A 14,676-nucleotide genomic window follows, 5' to 3' on the forward strand; every position below is an offset into this window, starting at 1 on the left:
CGCTCAGTGTTCTCCCCCAAACACCCGATCCAGCGCCGCGTCGTACGTCGTCTGCACCAGCTGCGGATGCAGCTTCGCCAGCGTCTCCATCATCACGCCGGAGTTGATTTCGAGCACGCGCCAGATGCCGTCAACGTGCACGAGGTCGATCGAGGCGAAGGTGATGCCGACGGCATTGGCGGCGTCGATGGCGAGCTTTGCGCAGGCTGTGTGAAGATCGCCGTCCTGTATCAGCACGGGCTTTGCACCCGCATCGAGATTGTGCCGCCAATCCGAGCCACGCTGCTTGCTGTAGACGACGAGTGGCACATCATCGAGCAGTACCACGCGAACTTCGTCCTCGATCACGACATAAGGCGAGATCACGAGTCCGGCGCTCATCGAAAAGGCTTCGCCAACTGCACGATCGAGCTCTGTTTCCGTCGTTACCCTGAAGACGGATCGCCCCGATGTCCCCTCGTTCGGCTTCACCACCACGCCTTGCGGATTGGCGTGAAGCAGCGCCAGCATTGCCTCTCGCCAGGCGACGCCGACAACCTTCTCGCCCAACTTGGGATTGAGGAACAGGCGATGGGGAATGCAGGGCACGCCCTCGAGGGCGAGCACCTCGGCGGTGGCCGATTTGTCGTTGGCCAGGCGGTGCGCGATGGCGCTGTTGAGGCCGACGTCGTAGCCGAACGCGAAGAGGCGCTGCTCGCCCCGGCGCATCGCGAGCAGCCAGCCATCGGCGCGGACATCGAGCGCGATGCCATGCTTCGCGCAATAGCGCTTGATCGCCTGGACGAAGATCCGCTCGCCGCTCGCCATGTGTCTAAGTCGCCAGTCGCAGTCGCCAGTTCCGGTTGATCTTGGCGCCAAAAGCCGCAAAAATGCGGGAAACGGCGCCAGACCGGCGAGAAATCAGAGCTATTCTTAATGAAATTCTCGCGAGCGCCACGGAAATTAAGTGCTGTATTCGAACTCCCGAGGGAAAAGAAATTGCCCTCCGCATGCGCCGGACAGCAGATCCATTAATGATGTGACCATTTCCGCCGCAAATGCCGGTTTGACCGGCATCAATTGCATCCGGAACGAGGTTGATTATTGGTCTCAATGGCGTAGATCACACACGCGAAATCCTCCGCCATGGCAATGGTGTCCGCTCCGCTTCCAGGGGCCGGGCAACGCTTTTGCCCTAAAACCGCAATTATTCGGAATATCGAAAATCATGAGCGCGTTTTACCGAGAGAAGGTTCTTTCCGTCCAGCACTGGACCGACACCCTGTTCAGCTTTCGCGCCACCCGCGATTCCGGCTTCCGCTTCCAGAACGGCCAGTTCGCGATGATCGGCCTTGAGGTTGAGGGCCGCCCGCTGCTCCGCGCCTACAGCATGGCGAGCGCCAATCACGAGGAAGAGCTCGAGTTCTTCTCGATCAAGGTTCAGGACGGCCCGCTGACGTCGCGTCTCCAGAAGATCAAGGAAGGCGACACCATCCTGGTCGGCCGCAAGGCGACCGGCACGCTGATCACCGACAATCTCATTCCCGGCAAGCGGCTGATGCTGCTCTCGACCGGCACGGGCCTGGCGCCCTTCGCCAGCCTGATCAAGGACCCCGAGGTCTACGACCAGTTCGACAGCATCGTGCTGGTGCATGGCTGCCGTCAGGTCTCCGAGCTCGCCTATGGCGAGAAGCTCGTCGCCGGTCTTCGCGAGGACGAACTGTTCGGGGAGTTGCTCGCGGACAAGCTCATCTACTACCCGACCGTGACCCGCGAGCCGTTCAAGAACCGCGGCCGCATCACCGACCTCATCAGCTCCGAGCAGATCTTCAACGACATCGGCCAGGGTCCACTCGACATCGCGACCGACCGCATCATGATGTGCGGCAGCCCGGGGATGCTCGAAGAGCTGAAACTGATGTTCGAAGGCCGCGACTTCGTCGAGGGCTCCGGCAACAAGCCCGGCCATTTCGTGATCGAAAAGGCGTTCGTCGAGCGGTAATCGCCGCGTTCTCTGGTCGTTCCGGCCTAGTGCGCAATTGCGCACGGGGGCCGGGATGACCGCGGTGAGTGTGGTCGTCGGCCCAGCCTCTGCTGCACTGCAAAAGCCCGCCCATCGGGCTGATTGATTTATCCCCGCCGAATTCGCTAGCGTGAAACAACCGCCGCGTCATATCCGTATGACAGGCGCGGGCGTATCGTACCGCCTCATGCTGGCGAGAGGATGGGAATCGTGGCCGACGAGCATAAGACGCAGGAATCGCCCAACGTTTCGCCCAAACGACTGCCGCTGGCGGAAGAGGGGATCATGGAAACCCTGCTGCTGCCATTCTCCCCACGGTTCATCGTCCTGACGATCTGCGCGGTTGTCACCGCGCTGCTGATCGGCATCGGCATCGCCGACCGCAAGATCTTCGACATCCTGCTGATCCCGATCCTGATCTTCGGCGCGTTGACGCTGCTGGGCGTCCGCGACCTCATGCAGAAGGGCCACGCCGTTCTGCGCAACTACCCGATCTCGGCGCATATCCGTTTTTTGCTCGAAGAGATTCGCCCGGAGATGCGGCAGTACTTCTTCGAGAGCGAGAAGGACGGCATGCCGTTCTCGCGCGACATCCGTGCGGTGGTCTATCAGCGCGCCAAGATGCAGCTCGACAAGCGTCCGTTCGGCACCCAGGAGGACGTCTACCGCCAGGGTTATGAGTGGATGCATCACTCGGTCTCGCCGAAGACGCACGCCGAGGAGAAATTCCGCGTCACCATCGGCGGCCCCGATTGCGCCAAGCCGTATTCGGCTTCGGTGTTCAACATTTCCGCGATGAGTTTTGGCGCGCTCAGCCCGAACGCCGTGCGCGCGCTGAATGCCGGCGCCAAGAAGGGCGGCTTCGCGCACGACACCGGCGAGGGCGGCTTCAGCCCCTATCACGCGGAGATGGGTGGCGACATCATCTGGGAGATCGGCTCGGGCTATTTCGGCTGCCGTCATCTCGACGGCGCCTTCGATCCCGAAGCCTTCGCGCGCGTCGCGAGCCAGGACCAGATCAAGATGGTCGAGCTCAAGATCAGTCAGGGCGCCAAGCCCGGTCATGGCGGCGTGCTGCCGGCGGCAAAAGTCTCGGAGGAGATTTCCAAGATCCGCGGGGTCGCCATGGGCGAGGATTGCATCTCGCCGGCCTCGCATCGCGCCTTCTCGACGCCTGTTGGCATGATGCAGTTCATCGGCGAGATGCGAAAGCTCTCCGGCGGCAAGCCGACCGGCTTCAAGCTGTGCATCGGCCATCCCTGGGAATTTTTGGCGATCTGCAAGGCGATGATCGAGACCGGCATCTATCCCGACTTCATCGTCGTCGACGGCAACGAGGGCGGCACCGGCGCCGCGCCGTTGGAGTTCATGGACCATCTGGGCATGCCGATGCGGGAGGGCGTCAGTTTCGTCCACAACGCGCTGATCGGCATCAACGCGCGCGATCGCATCAAGATCGGCGCCTCCGGCAAGATCGCGACCGCGTTCGACATGGCACGCGCCATGTCGATCGGCGCGGACTACTGCAATTCGGCACGCGGCTTCATGTTCTCGCTCGGCTGTATCCAGTCGCTGAGCTGCCACACCGACCGCTGCCCGACCGGCGTCGCGACCCAGGACCCGACGCGGGCGCGCGCGCTTTACGTACCGCTCAAGATCGACCGCGTGCACAATTATCACCTTGCCACGCTGCACTCGCTGACCGAGCTGATCGCCGCGGCCGGTCTCGAACATCCGCAGCAGCTGCGCCCGATCCACTTCTCGCAACGCACCTCGACGACGGACGTGAAATCTTTCGCGCAGCTCTATCCGTCGCTGCGTCCGGGCGAGCTGCTCGAAGGCACCGAAGACCCGCGCTTCCGCGATGCCTGGCGGATGGCGCGGACGGAAACGTTCCAGCCGGCGCTGTAGGCGCCGGTCCACTTGCAAGGCCGCAGGCCGCGCGTAAAGGCATCGCGACGCGGGCTGCGTTTAACGCTTGGTTCAACTTTGGGTGTAGATTGTCCCCATGGACGAGCGGCGCGACAAGGCAAGGCATCGCGTGCTGAAGGCCGGAACGATCGAGTTCGGCGGCGGCGGCGCGATCGACTGCACCATCCGCAACCTGTCCGATACCGGCGCCGCGCTCGACGTCAGCAGTCCCGTCGGCATTCCCGACCATTTCAGCCTGTTCGTCCAGGCCGACGGAAAGCATCTCGCCTGCACCGTGATATGGCGCAAGGAAAAGCGGATTGGGGTGAGGTTCGGGTGAAGGTCTAGCGCAACACGTCGCCGCTCGCTCAACCCGTCTCTACTTCGCTCCGCCGGCTCGCGAGAATCTTGTCGATCCTCCGCCCGTCGAGGTCGACCACCTCGATGTGCCAGCCGCCGAAGTCGAAGGCGTCGCCGACACCGGGCAGCACGTTGAACTGTTGCAGCACGAGGCCGGCGACCGTGTTGTAGCGGTGCGGCGGCAGTTCGATGCCGAGCAGCTCGCCGAATTCGTCGACCGGCATCCAGCCTGAGACCAGCAGCGAATCGTCCGCGCGCTTGACGTAGGCCGGTTCCGGCGGGCCTTCCTCGGAATGGAAGGCGCCGACGATCGATTCCAGAATGTCAGCCGTCGTCACGATGCCTTCGAAGGCGCCGTATTCGTCGTAGACGAGGCCGACATGCACCGGCGCAGCCTTGAGGATCGCCAATACGTCCCGGGCATCGGCTGAGGCGGGAATGCCAGGCGCCTCGCGAACCAGCACGCGCAAATCCGGCGTGCGCTCGTTCATGAAGGCGACCAGCAGGTCCTTGGCCTGGAGCACGCCAATCGGCTTGTCGCGGTCGCCGTCGGACACCGGAAAGCGTGAATGCGGACTCTTGGCGATGGTTGCTTGAATGCTCTCCGGCGTATCGTTCAGGTCGATCTCGTTGACCTCCGTGCGCGGCGTCATGATCGCGCCGACCGGCCGGTCGCCGAGCCGCATCACGCCCGCGATCATCTCCTTCTCACCTGACTCGAGCACGCCCGCGCTTTCGGCTTCGCTGACGAGATGATGGATCTCGTCTTCCGACACCTTCTCTTCGGACTTGCCGCCATGGCCGAGCAACGTGAGGATCAGCTTGCCGGAGAGATCGAGCAGGAAGACCAGCGGCAGCGAGACCTTCGCAAGCACGTGCATCGCGGGTGCAACCCTGACCGCGATGCTCTCGGGGTCGCGCAGCGCCACCTGCTTCGGCACCAGCTCGCCGACGATCAGGGTGGCGTAGGTGATGAGCGTGACAACCAGGCCCACGCCGACGATGTCGGCAATTCCTGCAGACAGGCCGAGCTCAAGCAGCCATTGCGTCAGCCGCTGTCCGAGCGTCGCGCCCGAGAACGCGCCGGAGAGGACGCCGACCAGCGTGATCCCGATCTGCACCGTCGAGAGGAATTTGCCGGGATCGGCCGCGAGCGTCAGCGCCCGCTCGGCGCCGCGGACGCCCTTGGCGGCGAGCATCGACAGCCGGGCCGGACGTGACGAGACCACGGCCAGCTCGGACATGGACAGCAAGCCGTTGATGACGATCAGGACGACGACGATGGCGAGTTCGGCGGAGAGCATTGACGTTCCGAGGTAAGGGAGTGTGGCCGGATGGCGGCACAGGCATTGATATAGGTATTCGAGGAAGAAATGCCGATGATTCTGTCGCATCCGGCACCGCGAGGGAACCTCGGCGACGCCGTCCCGAAAGGTGCTCCGAAGCTCAAATACCCCGCGGAACTACGGGCATGCGGTTGCTTAATGGGCTCTTAGCGGCAACCAGCTAGGTTCTCGACATTTGCAGGAATGTATTCGGGGGATCAGATGCGGATCGGGAAGCTCTTTGGCGCTGTCGATGCTGACGGTGACGGTTTTTGCAGTCATCCTTGGCGCCGAGGTGCTCATACCCCAGGCGCGCATCTTCGCGAACCGCTCCGATGCGATCAAGACGGTCGACGCCTTTGGTGCGACCCTGATGGTCAGTCAGCAGATTGCTAGCCTTCGTGCCCCCTACATCTCCCCGATTTTCCAGGAGAACCCTGCGACGCAGGCCCAGATCGAAGGCGCCGCGAAGGCCGCGAAAGCGGCCGATGCCGCATTCGAGGGGGCAAGGCGCGCCATCATGGTGCTGGATGATTCCGGAGCGATGATCGAAAACCTGGACCGTACCGCGCGGCGGCTCAGGGATATCACCACGGCGGCAGATCGCGCGATGAGCGTTCCGCTGGCAACACGCGACAGCGCTGCGATCAAGGGCTTCCTTCCGGGCGTTGCCGAGGTCATCGGCAATATCGAGCCGATCATGAACCGGCTCGAAGCGAAGGTCATCAATGCCGATTCCTCGCTTGCGGCGCTGTTGGGCCTGGCGCGAACGGCGCAGGATCTGCGCGTCTCGGCCGGCAGCCGCGCCGCCACGCTGTCGCCGGCGCTGAGCGCACGCCGTCCGCTCACGGCGACCGAATTCTCGCTGATGGATCGTATGCAGGGGCGCGTCGAGGCCGACCGCGAGCGCATCGAGGCCGGCATCGACCAGCTCGGAAGCCCGCCCCGCATCGCCAGCGCGCTGAAGGCGGCGACGGATTCCTATTTCGGAAAGGCAGCGCTCGTCGTGGACAAGGAAATGCCTGCGGCACGTGGCGACGGCAAGTACGGCATCAACGCCGAAGAGCTGGCCAGCGTCATCGTACCCGCCATCCAGATGTTCTACGGCGTGCGCGATGCCGCGCTGGCCGAAGCGGCCGAGCGTGCCTCGGCCGCGCGCGACGGCGCGCTGGCGATGTTCGCGCTCGCGGGCGTGGCGGTGCTGGCGTTGCTGGGGACGCTCGGTGGTGTGACCATGATGCTGCGCCGGCGCGTGGTGACGCCGCTGAGCCGGCTCGCGGACGTGATCGCAACGCTTGCCGCCGGACGGCACGAGGTCGAGATCCCCGTGACGGGCCGCAATGACGAGATCAGCCAGGTGGCGGGCTCGCTCCAGCACTTCAAGGACTCGCTCTCTGCCAAGAAGGCCGCCGACGAGGCCGCCGCGGTCGAAGCCGAGGCGAAACTCCGGCGCAGCCAGCGCATGGACCAGATCGCGCGCGATTTCGAAGCGTTGATCGGCGACGTCATCAACACCGTGTCGTCGGCATCGTCGGAGCTGGAAGTGTCGGCGGGAACGCTGACGAGCACCGCCGATCAATCGGAAAAGGTCACCGCGACCGTCGCGGCCGCCTCCGAGCAGGCCTCCAGCAACGTGCAGACCGTTGCCGCGGCCGCGGAGGAAATGGCGTCCTCGGTCGACGAGATCGGCCGGCAGGTCCAGGACTCCGCGCGCGTGGCTAGCGAAGCGGTGCAGCAGGCAGCGCGGACCAACGACTATGTCGGCGAGCTCGCCAAGGCTGCTGGCCGGATCGGCGACGTGGTCGAGCTCATTAGCCAGATCGCGGGTCAAACCAATCTTCTGGCGCTCAATGCAACGATCGAGGCGGCGCGCCGGCGAGGCCGGGCGCGGCTTCGCCGTGGTCGCCTCCGAGGTCAAGGCGCTGGCCGAGCAGACCGCCAAGGCCACCGGCGAGATCAGCCAGCAGATCACGGGTATCCAGAGTGCGACGGAGGATTCGGTCGGCGCCATCAAGTCGATCGGCGACACCATCACCCGCATGTCGGAGATCGCATCGGCGATCGCGTCTGCGGTCGAGGAGCAGGGCGCGGCGACGCGGGAGATTTCCCGCAACGTGCAGCAGGCGGCACGCGGCACCCAGCAGGTCTCCGCCAGCATCGTCGACGTGCAGCGCGGCGCGAGCCAGACCGGATCGGCCTCCTCCACCGTGCTCGCGTCAGCGAAGTCGCTGTCCGGCGAGAGCAGCCGTCTCAAGGTCGAGGTCGGAAAGTTCCTGGACGCGATCCGGGCCGCGTAACAAGGTCATTGTGGAGGGAAGCGGCTTCACCTAGGCTCGCGCCACCGGGGATGTCGCAGCCTCCCCGTGAAGTGGTGATCCCACGCAAGCGCTGCTCGCTGATGTTTGGAGCGAGCAATGGACGGGATCACGATCGAGCTACCGCTTTTCCTGTTGGCCACCTTCGCCGGCGCATTCGTCGCCGGCCTCTCCGGCTTTGCCTTCGGCCTCGTCGCGGCATCGCTGTGGCTTTACGTGCTGACGCCGCTTCAAAGCGCCAGCCTGATCGTCGGCTTCGGCCTCCTGGTGCAGGGCTACTCGGTCTGGAAGCTGCGCAGCGCGCTCGACTGGCGCCGGCTGTGGCCCTTCATGATCGGTGCCCTCCTGGGCGTGCCGTTCGGCGTGTCACTGCTGACCTCGGCCGATCCAAAGAGCGTCCGCATCGCGGTTGGGGCGATCCTGATTGTCTACAGCCTCTACGCGTTCTTTAGGCCGCAGCTCAAGGTCGCGACCATCGTGCCGCCGGCCGCCGACATGACGATCGGTTTCGTCAACGGCCTGCTCGGCGGCCTGACCGGCCTCGCCGGCATCATCATCACCATCTGGTGCAATCTGCGCGGCCTGCCCAAGGATGTTCAGCGCGCCACGTTCCAACCGGTCGCGGTCGTGGTGTTTGCCATTGCGGCGCTGCTGCTGGGCGCCAAAGGTTCGTTCACGCTGGAGACCGCAAAGCTGTTCGCGCTCGGCCTGCCGTTTCTCCTTGCGGGAACGTGGCTCGGGCTGAAACTGTTCGGCCGCATCGACGAGGCCACGTTCCGCAAGATCGTGCTCGCGCTGCTGTTCGTCTCGGGCGTCGCGCTGTTGTTCTGAAGCGGGCTCAGAACTCGCCGTGGAGCCGGCCGGAGAATACCGAGACTGGGCCGCGGTCGGCGTTGTAGGCGGGGTTGACGATGAGCTGGTAGTCGGCGGTGAGGGTGAGACTCTTGTTCAGCGCGTAGGCGTAATAGGTTTCGAGGATGCGCTCGCGGCGGTAGTTGAGCGCGCCATCGCCGATGAGAACGCCAAGGCCACCGGCAGCCAGGAAGTCGCGATAATCCTGCGAGATGGCGTTGACGGCGCCACCGACGCCGATCACGTCATCGGGCCGGCCCCATTTCGTGCCCTTGATCGACAATCCCGCGGACAGGCTGCGGTGAATGTCGGTGAAGGCTAGCGTCTCCGTCTTGCCGTCGTTCCAGCTCCAACGGCTGAACAGACCGACATCCTCGGTGATCGCCTGCTCGAGGTTGAGCACGTAGCCATACTTCAGACGGCCGCGCCGGGTCTGTGCGATGTCGAGGTTGAGCGCGGGATTGTCCAGCGTCTCGCGGAAGCTGCCCATGTTGGCGCTGTCGAGCCAGCCTATGGTCCTGAGCTTGCCGGGTTGGCCGAGCAGCGAGAAGCGCGTTTCGAGCTCGAGCACGTACTGGCCGCGCTCGCCGACCCTGGTGTCGAAATGATTCGAATTGGACTCGGCGACCATCAGGAAGTAGCCGCCGCGCAACGCCCACTGCTTCTGGTTCAGCTCGGCGGTGACGCCGTAGGTGAGGCCGACCTTGTCGGCGGAATAGTCGAAGGCGCCTGGCGCCCACAGCGACCAGTTCATGAAGTCCTTGCGGGTGTCCTTGGCGTAGGCGTTGCCGTCGAACACGTCGACCACCGGGAATTTGCCGGCCTGCACCGTGAGCCTGGATACGTCGACCTTCTGTCCGAGCTGCAACTGGCCGCTCGCAAGCTCTTCCTGCTCGCCGCCAAAGCCGAATGTCTGGCGCACGAACAGGCGCGATGTGTTGTAGTGCGGATAGGGGAAGTTCGACTTCTGCGCTTCGCCGTTGGGGAAACCGGCCGCGCCGACCGTGTCGTTCAATCCAAATCCCTGCAGCAGTTCGGGATTGTAATAGACCTCGCCGCCGTCCCAGAGCCGCGCGTTCAGGAACAGACTGTTGCTCCAGGTCGCCTTGGCCTGCCTTGATGGCGAGAGCGAATTCGGCCCGGTGTAGAGGGCGGGGAACGACGGGTAGCCTTGCGGTAGATACGTGCTCTGGCCGTGGATCTCCCAGCGATCCGACTCCGTGTCGATCAGGGAGCTCTTCGGGTTATAGCTCGCCATGCCCGGCCAATCGACCTTGCGGTTGAGGCCGAGCCGAATCGACTGCAAGTCGAGAGACGACGAATTGTATTCGGCGCCTGTGGAGAAGGCGACATTGGCGCCGTCGAAGCGGCTGTAGAGATATTCGACCCGTGCGCTCCAATGCGGCGCGAAGCCGTATTCGACGCCGGCGCCCGCGGTCCAGCCGGGGCGCGTGTTCAGGATCTTCGGGACTTCGGCGCCGGAGGCCGGCGTGTCGAAATAGCGCTCGCCCATCCACGCGAAGCCGCCGGTGGCATAGACCAGCCAGGGACCGCTGGTGTAGCCGACTCGGCCGCGCAGGCTCGCGGTGTAGTCCCATTGCTGCGTGACGGTGTTGGCGGGTGTCGCCAGGAAGGAAACGATCGAGTTCGAGGCGATGTAGTTCGGAAACGAAAAATCGCCTTCGACGCCGACAAGCCAACCGGAATTGAGCCGGTAATTGTAGCCGGCCTGCACGCCGCCGATCATGCCGCTGAAGACGCCGCTGTCGTTGATTCCCGTGCCGTCGTTCAGCGCAAAGCGCGACGAGCCGAGGCTGTAGCCGGCATGCGCACCGATATAGAGGCCGGTCCAGTCGTAGACCGCTTTGAGCGCAGGCGCCTTCAGCGGCAGATCGGCCGCGCGGCTGGCGGCGGGAAAAGCCAATACGCCCGAGGCAATCGCCGCGGCCGTCCGCAAATACCTGTAACGGTGACCCCTCAACGTCAAAACGCACGCCCCCAAACGCGAATGTGTCCACTCGCCGCACTATCCCTGCCGATTCGCGGCGACCCTGTCATCAGGCTTGGATGCTCCGCGATCGAACGAGATGATCTCGATCCGGCGCGACTTCTTCCCAAGCCCCTGAGCCTGTTGCGAACCTTATTGCGATTAATTCGCAATAGCAACTGATGCGGATTGCCGCAGAGGATGGTTCCCACCTCGGTGTGACGGGACTGCAACATCGGTTTGACCGGGAGGCGAGAAATCTGGGCCTGGGAATAGGGGGCTGGGTCCTGGTTGGAGACATATCCAGGGCAGACAAATGCGAGAAGCCGGAAAGGTCGGCGGTCGCTTGCCGGCTAACGATCAGACTGCTAGCAGCCGCGGCAGATGCCCTTGATCTTCTTGTTGAGCATCGCGTCGTCCTTGCTCATTTGCTTGTCGAGCGAGGAGGCATCCTTGATGGGCGGACTGCTCGTATCCTTGCTTGCCGGAACGATCGTATTCCACCGCTCCTGCCAAAGCTTCTCGCCGATCGTGCAGAGAACCCGCGGCTCCTTGTCGACAGACGGGACAGTCGATCGTTTCGGAGTGAGGCCTGCGACCTCGAGCGCCAGCTTGGTCCGGATCGCCTCGTTGAGATTTTCGCGATCGGTGATCGGCACGACGAAAGAGCCTGGTCCGCCGATGACGCAATCCTCGTAGTACCAGTCGATTTGCTCGATATGACTGATATCGGTCGTCCCGTTCGGCGTCCCATTGATCAAGATCGGCAAGCCGGTGATGAGATGCCCTTCTGCAACGCTATTTTACGCGCTGTGTCGACGGGATCGCCGACGTTGTTGGGACCGTCGCCCGAAATGTCGATGATCTGGCGCGAGCCACGGTATGGGTTCTGCTCGAACAGCGGCATGGCGAACTTGATCGCGCTCGAAATCGACGTGCGCGACCCGCGGAGGATTGGTGCCTTCATCAGTTCGTCTGCGAAAGCGTTGGCCGCTTCCGGTCCGTCGATCTGTCGCCAGGGGACGACTATCTTCTGGTCGTTCGTGGCTGACCATTCGAAATAGCTCAGCGCGATCTTGCCGATTGGGCCGGCCCGCAACGCCTGAAGAAATTCCCGCGAGGCGATGGCCTTGGAAAAGCCGTCCCGTTGAGCTGCCAGGTCTTCCATTTCCATGGAGTAGGAAATATCGACCGCGATGACGAGTTCGACGTCCACGGCGGGCCGGCTGTCGCCCGGAGGCACTCCATGCGCCTGCGGCGCCGTCTCGGAAGATGCTTGCGTCGATGTCAGGATCGCAATCAGGATCGATCCAACCAAGACCCGCCAATTCACGCTCGCCCTCCAGCTACCCATTCACATTCTGACACGCGAAACGTGCAATCGGAAGGGCAGTCTGGGCCAAGCCGTAGCAGAGCGGTCCTGGCGCTAAAACGGTTGACCCCGCCCGGGGGGACATCCGGGCGGGGTCGGGGCACGACACGGGGTGGATGAGGCGCCCGTGTCGGACGCAGGATCCACGTGAGATCGGCCTCAGGGACTCAAATCAGAAGCAGGTACGAACGCGGCCGACGTACTGGCCAAAGGCGTTGTACTGGGCGGCCCAGCCGCAGCGGTGATAGCCGTTGTAATAGGGGTCGTTGCTGGCGGCGATCGCGGAGCCGACGACGGCAGCGGTGGCAATGCCCAGGCCGACGCCGACGCCCCAGCCGAGCGGCTTGGCTTGCGCCTGCGAGGTGGTGGCGACGACGCTGCCGGTCAGGGTGAGCGCGGTGAGGGCAACTGCGAAAATCTTGGTCTTGATCGACATGTGAAACTCCATCCGGGTTGAGGCGGTCCGTTGTGGCCCGCGTACCGAGTTGGACGGAGGCTCCGCGCGTCCGGTTCGAAACCGGCAAAAGCGGAGGTCGAGTCTGGCTCTTTTCAGAATGATTCCAGGAGGATAGACGCTAGCCGAGCGGGCCTTTGGCGAGCCTGTTCACGTCGAAGTTATCAACCTCGGCAAGCAGGTCGCAAAAGGCGCGGGCGCCCTGGTCGATCAGCTGCTCGCCCTTCGCGGCCACGGCCAGCGTCGCATTTCCGACGGCGCCGCTTGGGTTGAGATCCTGCGCCTGCCAGGCGAACGGTGCGGGTCGCTGCGTCGACAGCCAGCGATATTGCTGCTCCATCGCGATGCTGCTCGCGGGAAAATCCGCGATCGCATCAACGCGCACCTGATCGGGATAGCGGGCCAGCATGATCGAGGTCTCGACTGCACCGCCGTGGATGCCGTGCCGTACTTCGTCGGCTGGGAACAGGCTGTCCGCCCCCGACAGCCGCGACCACGACGTCGTCACCACGAACAGCTTCTGATGTGCGCGAAGATCCTGCGCGATCAGCATCATCGCCGCGCTGTTGCCGCCATGGCTGGTGATGATGACGAGCTTCTTCAATCCGCGGCGCGCGATGTCTTCGCCGATCGCGGTCCATTTTTTCAACGCGATGTCGGTCGGCAGCGTCTGCGTGCCCGGATAGTCGATATGCTCGGTGGAAATCCCGATCGGTTCAACGGGCAGGAAACTGGCCGGAGCGCTCTCGGGCAGGAGCTCGCGCACCCGCGCCAGATAGGCGTCGGCGATCAGCACGTCAGTCTCGAGCGGCAGATGCGGGCCGTGCTGCTCGGTCGCCGCCAGCGGCAGCACTGCGATCCAGCGCGAAACCTCGGCTGGGCTGGCGTCGGCCCAGCGGATCTCGGTCCAGTCGCGGGAAGGCGTCATCAAAGTTTCTTTGCCCGAATTTGTTGCGTAATTTAGGTTATCAGGGGACGCGGGCCAGACCGGCTCGCGTCCCCGAATGTCTTGCGGTTCTATCGCGTTGATTAGACATCGGCCAGCAGCGATCGACGGAGTCCCATCATGAGCCCCTCTCATCTGCGGCGAGCCTTAACGGCGGGCCTGATGGCCGCTCTCGTTTCGGTCGTCCCGGCGCGCGCCGAGACCCTGGACAAGGTCATGTTCGGCACCAATTGGGTCGCCGAGGCCGAGCACGGCGGCTTTTTCCAGGCCGTCGCCGACGGCACTTACAAGAAATACGGCCTCGACGTCACCATCGTCCCCGGCGGGCCCAACGAGAACAACCGGATGCTGCTGATCGCCGGCAAGATCGATTTCTTCATGGCCGCGAACACGCTGATGTCGTTCGACGCGGTCGCCAACAGCGTCCCGGTCGTCACGATCGCCGCGGTCTTCCAGAAGGATCCGCAGGTGATGCTGACGCAGCCCGATGCCAAGGTCACCAAGATCGAGGACCTCAAGCCGCTGACGCTGTTTGTCTCCAAGGAGGGCATGACCAGCTATTTCCAGTGGCTGAAGTCCGAGTACGGTTTCAGCGAGAAGAACGTTCGCCCCTATAATTTCAATCCGCAACCCTTCATCGCCAATCCCAAGAGTGCGATGCAGGGTTACGTCACCTCGGAGCCCTTCGCGGTCGAGAAGGCCGCCGGCTTCAAGCCCAACGTGTTGCTGCTCGCCGATTACGGCTTCAACACCTATTCGACCCTGATCGAGAGCCGCCGCGACGTGGTCGAGAAGAAGCCCGACCTGGTGCAGCGCTTCGTCGATGCCTCCATGGTCGGCTGGTATAATTACATCTACCGCGACAATTCCGCGGGCAACGCCATGATCAAGAAGCTCAATCCGGAGATGACCGACGAGCTGCTCGCCTATTCCGTCGCTAAGATGAAGGAATACGGCATCGTCGATTCCGGCGATTCGCTGAAGAACGGCATCGGCGCGATGAGCGACGAGCGCTACACCTCCTTCTTCAACAAGATGGTGAAGGCAGGCGTCGTGAAGGCAGACCTCGATTTTCGCAAATCCTATACGCTGCGCTTCGTCAACAAGGGCGTCGGCGCTGAGCTGCGCCCGAGCAAGCCGTAGCGCAAGGGC

At 63.6% G+C, this 14,676-nt stretch carries 10 protein-coding genes and 2 pseudogenes; 6 read left to right on the forward strand and 6 right to left on the reverse strand.

Annotated features, from left to right (window positions below; all coding sequences use genetic code 11):
* Positions 1-3: 3 nt before the first annotated feature.
* Positions 4-807: an ATP-grasp domain-containing protein gene (locus ABIC03_RS31900; RefSeq protein WP_354064003.1), complete on the reverse strand. Its 804-nt coding sequence runs from the start codon at positions 805-807 to the stop codon at positions 4-6.
* Positions 808-1,207: 400 nt separating this feature from the next.
* Here ABIC03_RS31900 and ABIC03_RS31905 point away from each other — a divergent pair, with 400 nt between their 5' ends.
* From ABIC03_RS31905 to ABIC03_RS31915, 3 genes are all read left to right on the forward strand, one after another.
* Positions 1,208-1,981, forward strand: a complete 774-nt coding sequence (locus ABIC03_RS31905; RefSeq protein WP_354064005.1) for a ferredoxin--NADP reductase — start codon at positions 1,208-1,210, stop codon at positions 1,979-1,981.
* Between the two features lie 222 nt (positions 1,982-2,203).
* The gene (locus ABIC03_RS31910) at positions 2,204-3,913 is read left to right on the forward strand and encodes an FMN-binding glutamate synthase family protein (protein WP_354064007.1); all 1,710 of its coding nucleotides are present in this window, start codon (positions 2,204-2,206) and stop codon (positions 3,911-3,913) included.
* Positions 3,914-4,010: 97 nt separating this feature from the next.
* Positions 4,011-4,253 (forward strand): PilZ domain-containing protein, encoded by a 243-nt coding sequence (locus ABIC03_RS31915; RefSeq protein WP_027565868.1) that lies wholly within the window; start codon positions 4,011-4,013, stop codon positions 4,251-4,253.
* A 28-nt stretch (positions 4,254-4,281) separates the two neighbouring features.
* Here the strand turns inward: ABIC03_RS31915 and ABIC03_RS31920 are convergent, their stop codons facing one another.
* Positions 4,282-5,577 (reverse strand): hemolysin family protein, encoded by a 1,296-nt coding sequence (locus tag ABIC03_RS31920; protein ID WP_275168419.1) that lies wholly within the window; start codon positions 5,575-5,577, stop codon positions 4,282-4,284.
* 243 nt (positions 5,578-5,820) lie between these two features.
* Here ABIC03_RS31920 and ABIC03_RS31925 point away from each other — a divergent pair.
* Positions 5,821-7,895 (forward strand): annotated as a pseudogene (locus tag ABIC03_RS31925) (methyl-accepting chemotaxis protein).
* A 117-nt stretch (positions 7,896-8,012) separates the two neighbouring features.
* A complete protein-coding gene (locus ABIC03_RS31930; RefSeq protein ID WP_275168417.1) occupies positions 8,013-8,744 on the forward strand; it encodes a sulfite exporter TauE/SafE family protein in 732 nt (243 codons plus the stop codon).
* 7 nt (positions 8,745-8,751) lie between these two features.
* Here ABIC03_RS31930 and ABIC03_RS31935 read toward each other — a convergent pair whose 3' ends face one another.
* The 4 genes and pseudogenes from ABIC03_RS31935 to ABIC03_RS31950 all read right to left on the reverse strand — a co-directional run bounded on the left by ABIC03_RS31935 (position 8,752) and on the right by ABIC03_RS31950 (position 13,506).
* Positions 8,752-10,722, reverse strand: a complete 1,971-nt coding sequence (locus ABIC03_RS31935; protein ID WP_354064154.1) for a carbohydrate porin — start codon at positions 10,720-10,722, stop codon at positions 8,752-8,754.
* Positions 10,723-11,252: 530 nt separating this feature from the next.
* Positions 11,253-12,085 (reverse strand): annotated as a pseudogene (locus tag ABIC03_RS31940) (DUF1194 domain-containing protein); the annotation flags it as partial.
* A gap of 211 nt (positions 12,086-12,296) precedes the next feature.
* Positions 12,297-12,560: a hypothetical protein gene (locus ABIC03_RS31945; protein ID WP_007597808.1), complete on the reverse strand. Its 264-nt coding sequence runs from the start codon at positions 12,558-12,560 to the stop codon at positions 12,297-12,299.
* A 139-nt stretch (positions 12,561-12,699) separates the two neighbouring features.
* A complete protein-coding gene (locus ABIC03_RS31950) occupies positions 12,700-13,506 on the reverse strand; it encodes a creatininase family protein (RefSeq protein ID WP_354064010.1) in 807 nt (268 codons plus the stop codon).
* 138 nt (positions 13,507-13,644) lie between these two features.
* Between ABIC03_RS31950 and ABIC03_RS31955 the strand changes: the two genes are divergently transcribed.
* Positions 13,645-14,667 (forward strand): ABC transporter substrate-binding protein, encoded by a 1,023-nt coding sequence (locus tag ABIC03_RS31955; RefSeq protein WP_354064012.1) that lies wholly within the window; start codon positions 13,645-13,647, stop codon positions 14,665-14,667.
* Positions 14,668-14,676: the final 9 nt, after the last annotated feature.

The sequence above is a fragment of the Bradyrhizobium sp. RT6a genome, assembly GCF_040547675.1.
Lineage (GTDB): Bacteria > Pseudomonadota > Alphaproteobacteria > Rhizobiales > Xanthobacteraceae > Bradyrhizobium.

Bases quoted from the DNA above. Each gene is read 5' to 3' on its own strand.
- ABIC03_RS31930 (WP_275168417.1), top strand. From the start codon at position 8,013: ATGGACGGGATCACGATCGAGCTACCGCTTTTCCTGTTGGCCACCTTC.
- ABIC03_RS31910 (WP_354064007.1), top strand. From the start codon at position 2,204: ATGGGAATCGTGGCCGACGAGCATAAGACGCAGGAATCGCCCAACGTT.
- ABIC03_RS31950 (WP_354064010.1), bottom strand. From the start codon at position 13,506: ATGACGCCTTCCCGCGACTGGACCGAGATCCGCTGGGCCGACGCCAGC.
- ABIC03_RS31920 (WP_275168419.1), bottom strand. From the start codon at position 5,577: ATGCTCTCCGCCGAACTCGCCATCGTCGTCGTCCTGATCGTCATCAAC.
- ABIC03_RS31900 (WP_354064003.1), bottom strand. From the start codon at position 807: ATGGCGAGCGGCGAGCGGATCTTCGTCCAGGCGATCAAGCGCTATTGC.
- ABIC03_RS31905 (WP_354064005.1), top strand. From the start codon at position 1,208: ATGAGCGCGTTTTACCGAGAGAAGGTTCTTTCCGTCCAGCACTGGACC.
- ABIC03_RS31955 (WP_354064012.1), top strand. From the start codon at position 13,645: ATGAGCCCCTCTCATCTGCGGCGAGCCTTAACGGCGGGCCTGATGGCC.
- ABIC03_RS31915 (WP_027565868.1), top strand. From the start codon at position 4,011: ATGGACGAGCGGCGCGACAAGGCAAGGCATCGCGTGCTGAAGGCCGGA.
- ABIC03_RS31945 (WP_007597808.1), bottom strand. From the start codon at position 12,560: ATGTCGATCAAGACCAAGATTTTCGCAGTTGCCCTCACCGCGCTCACC.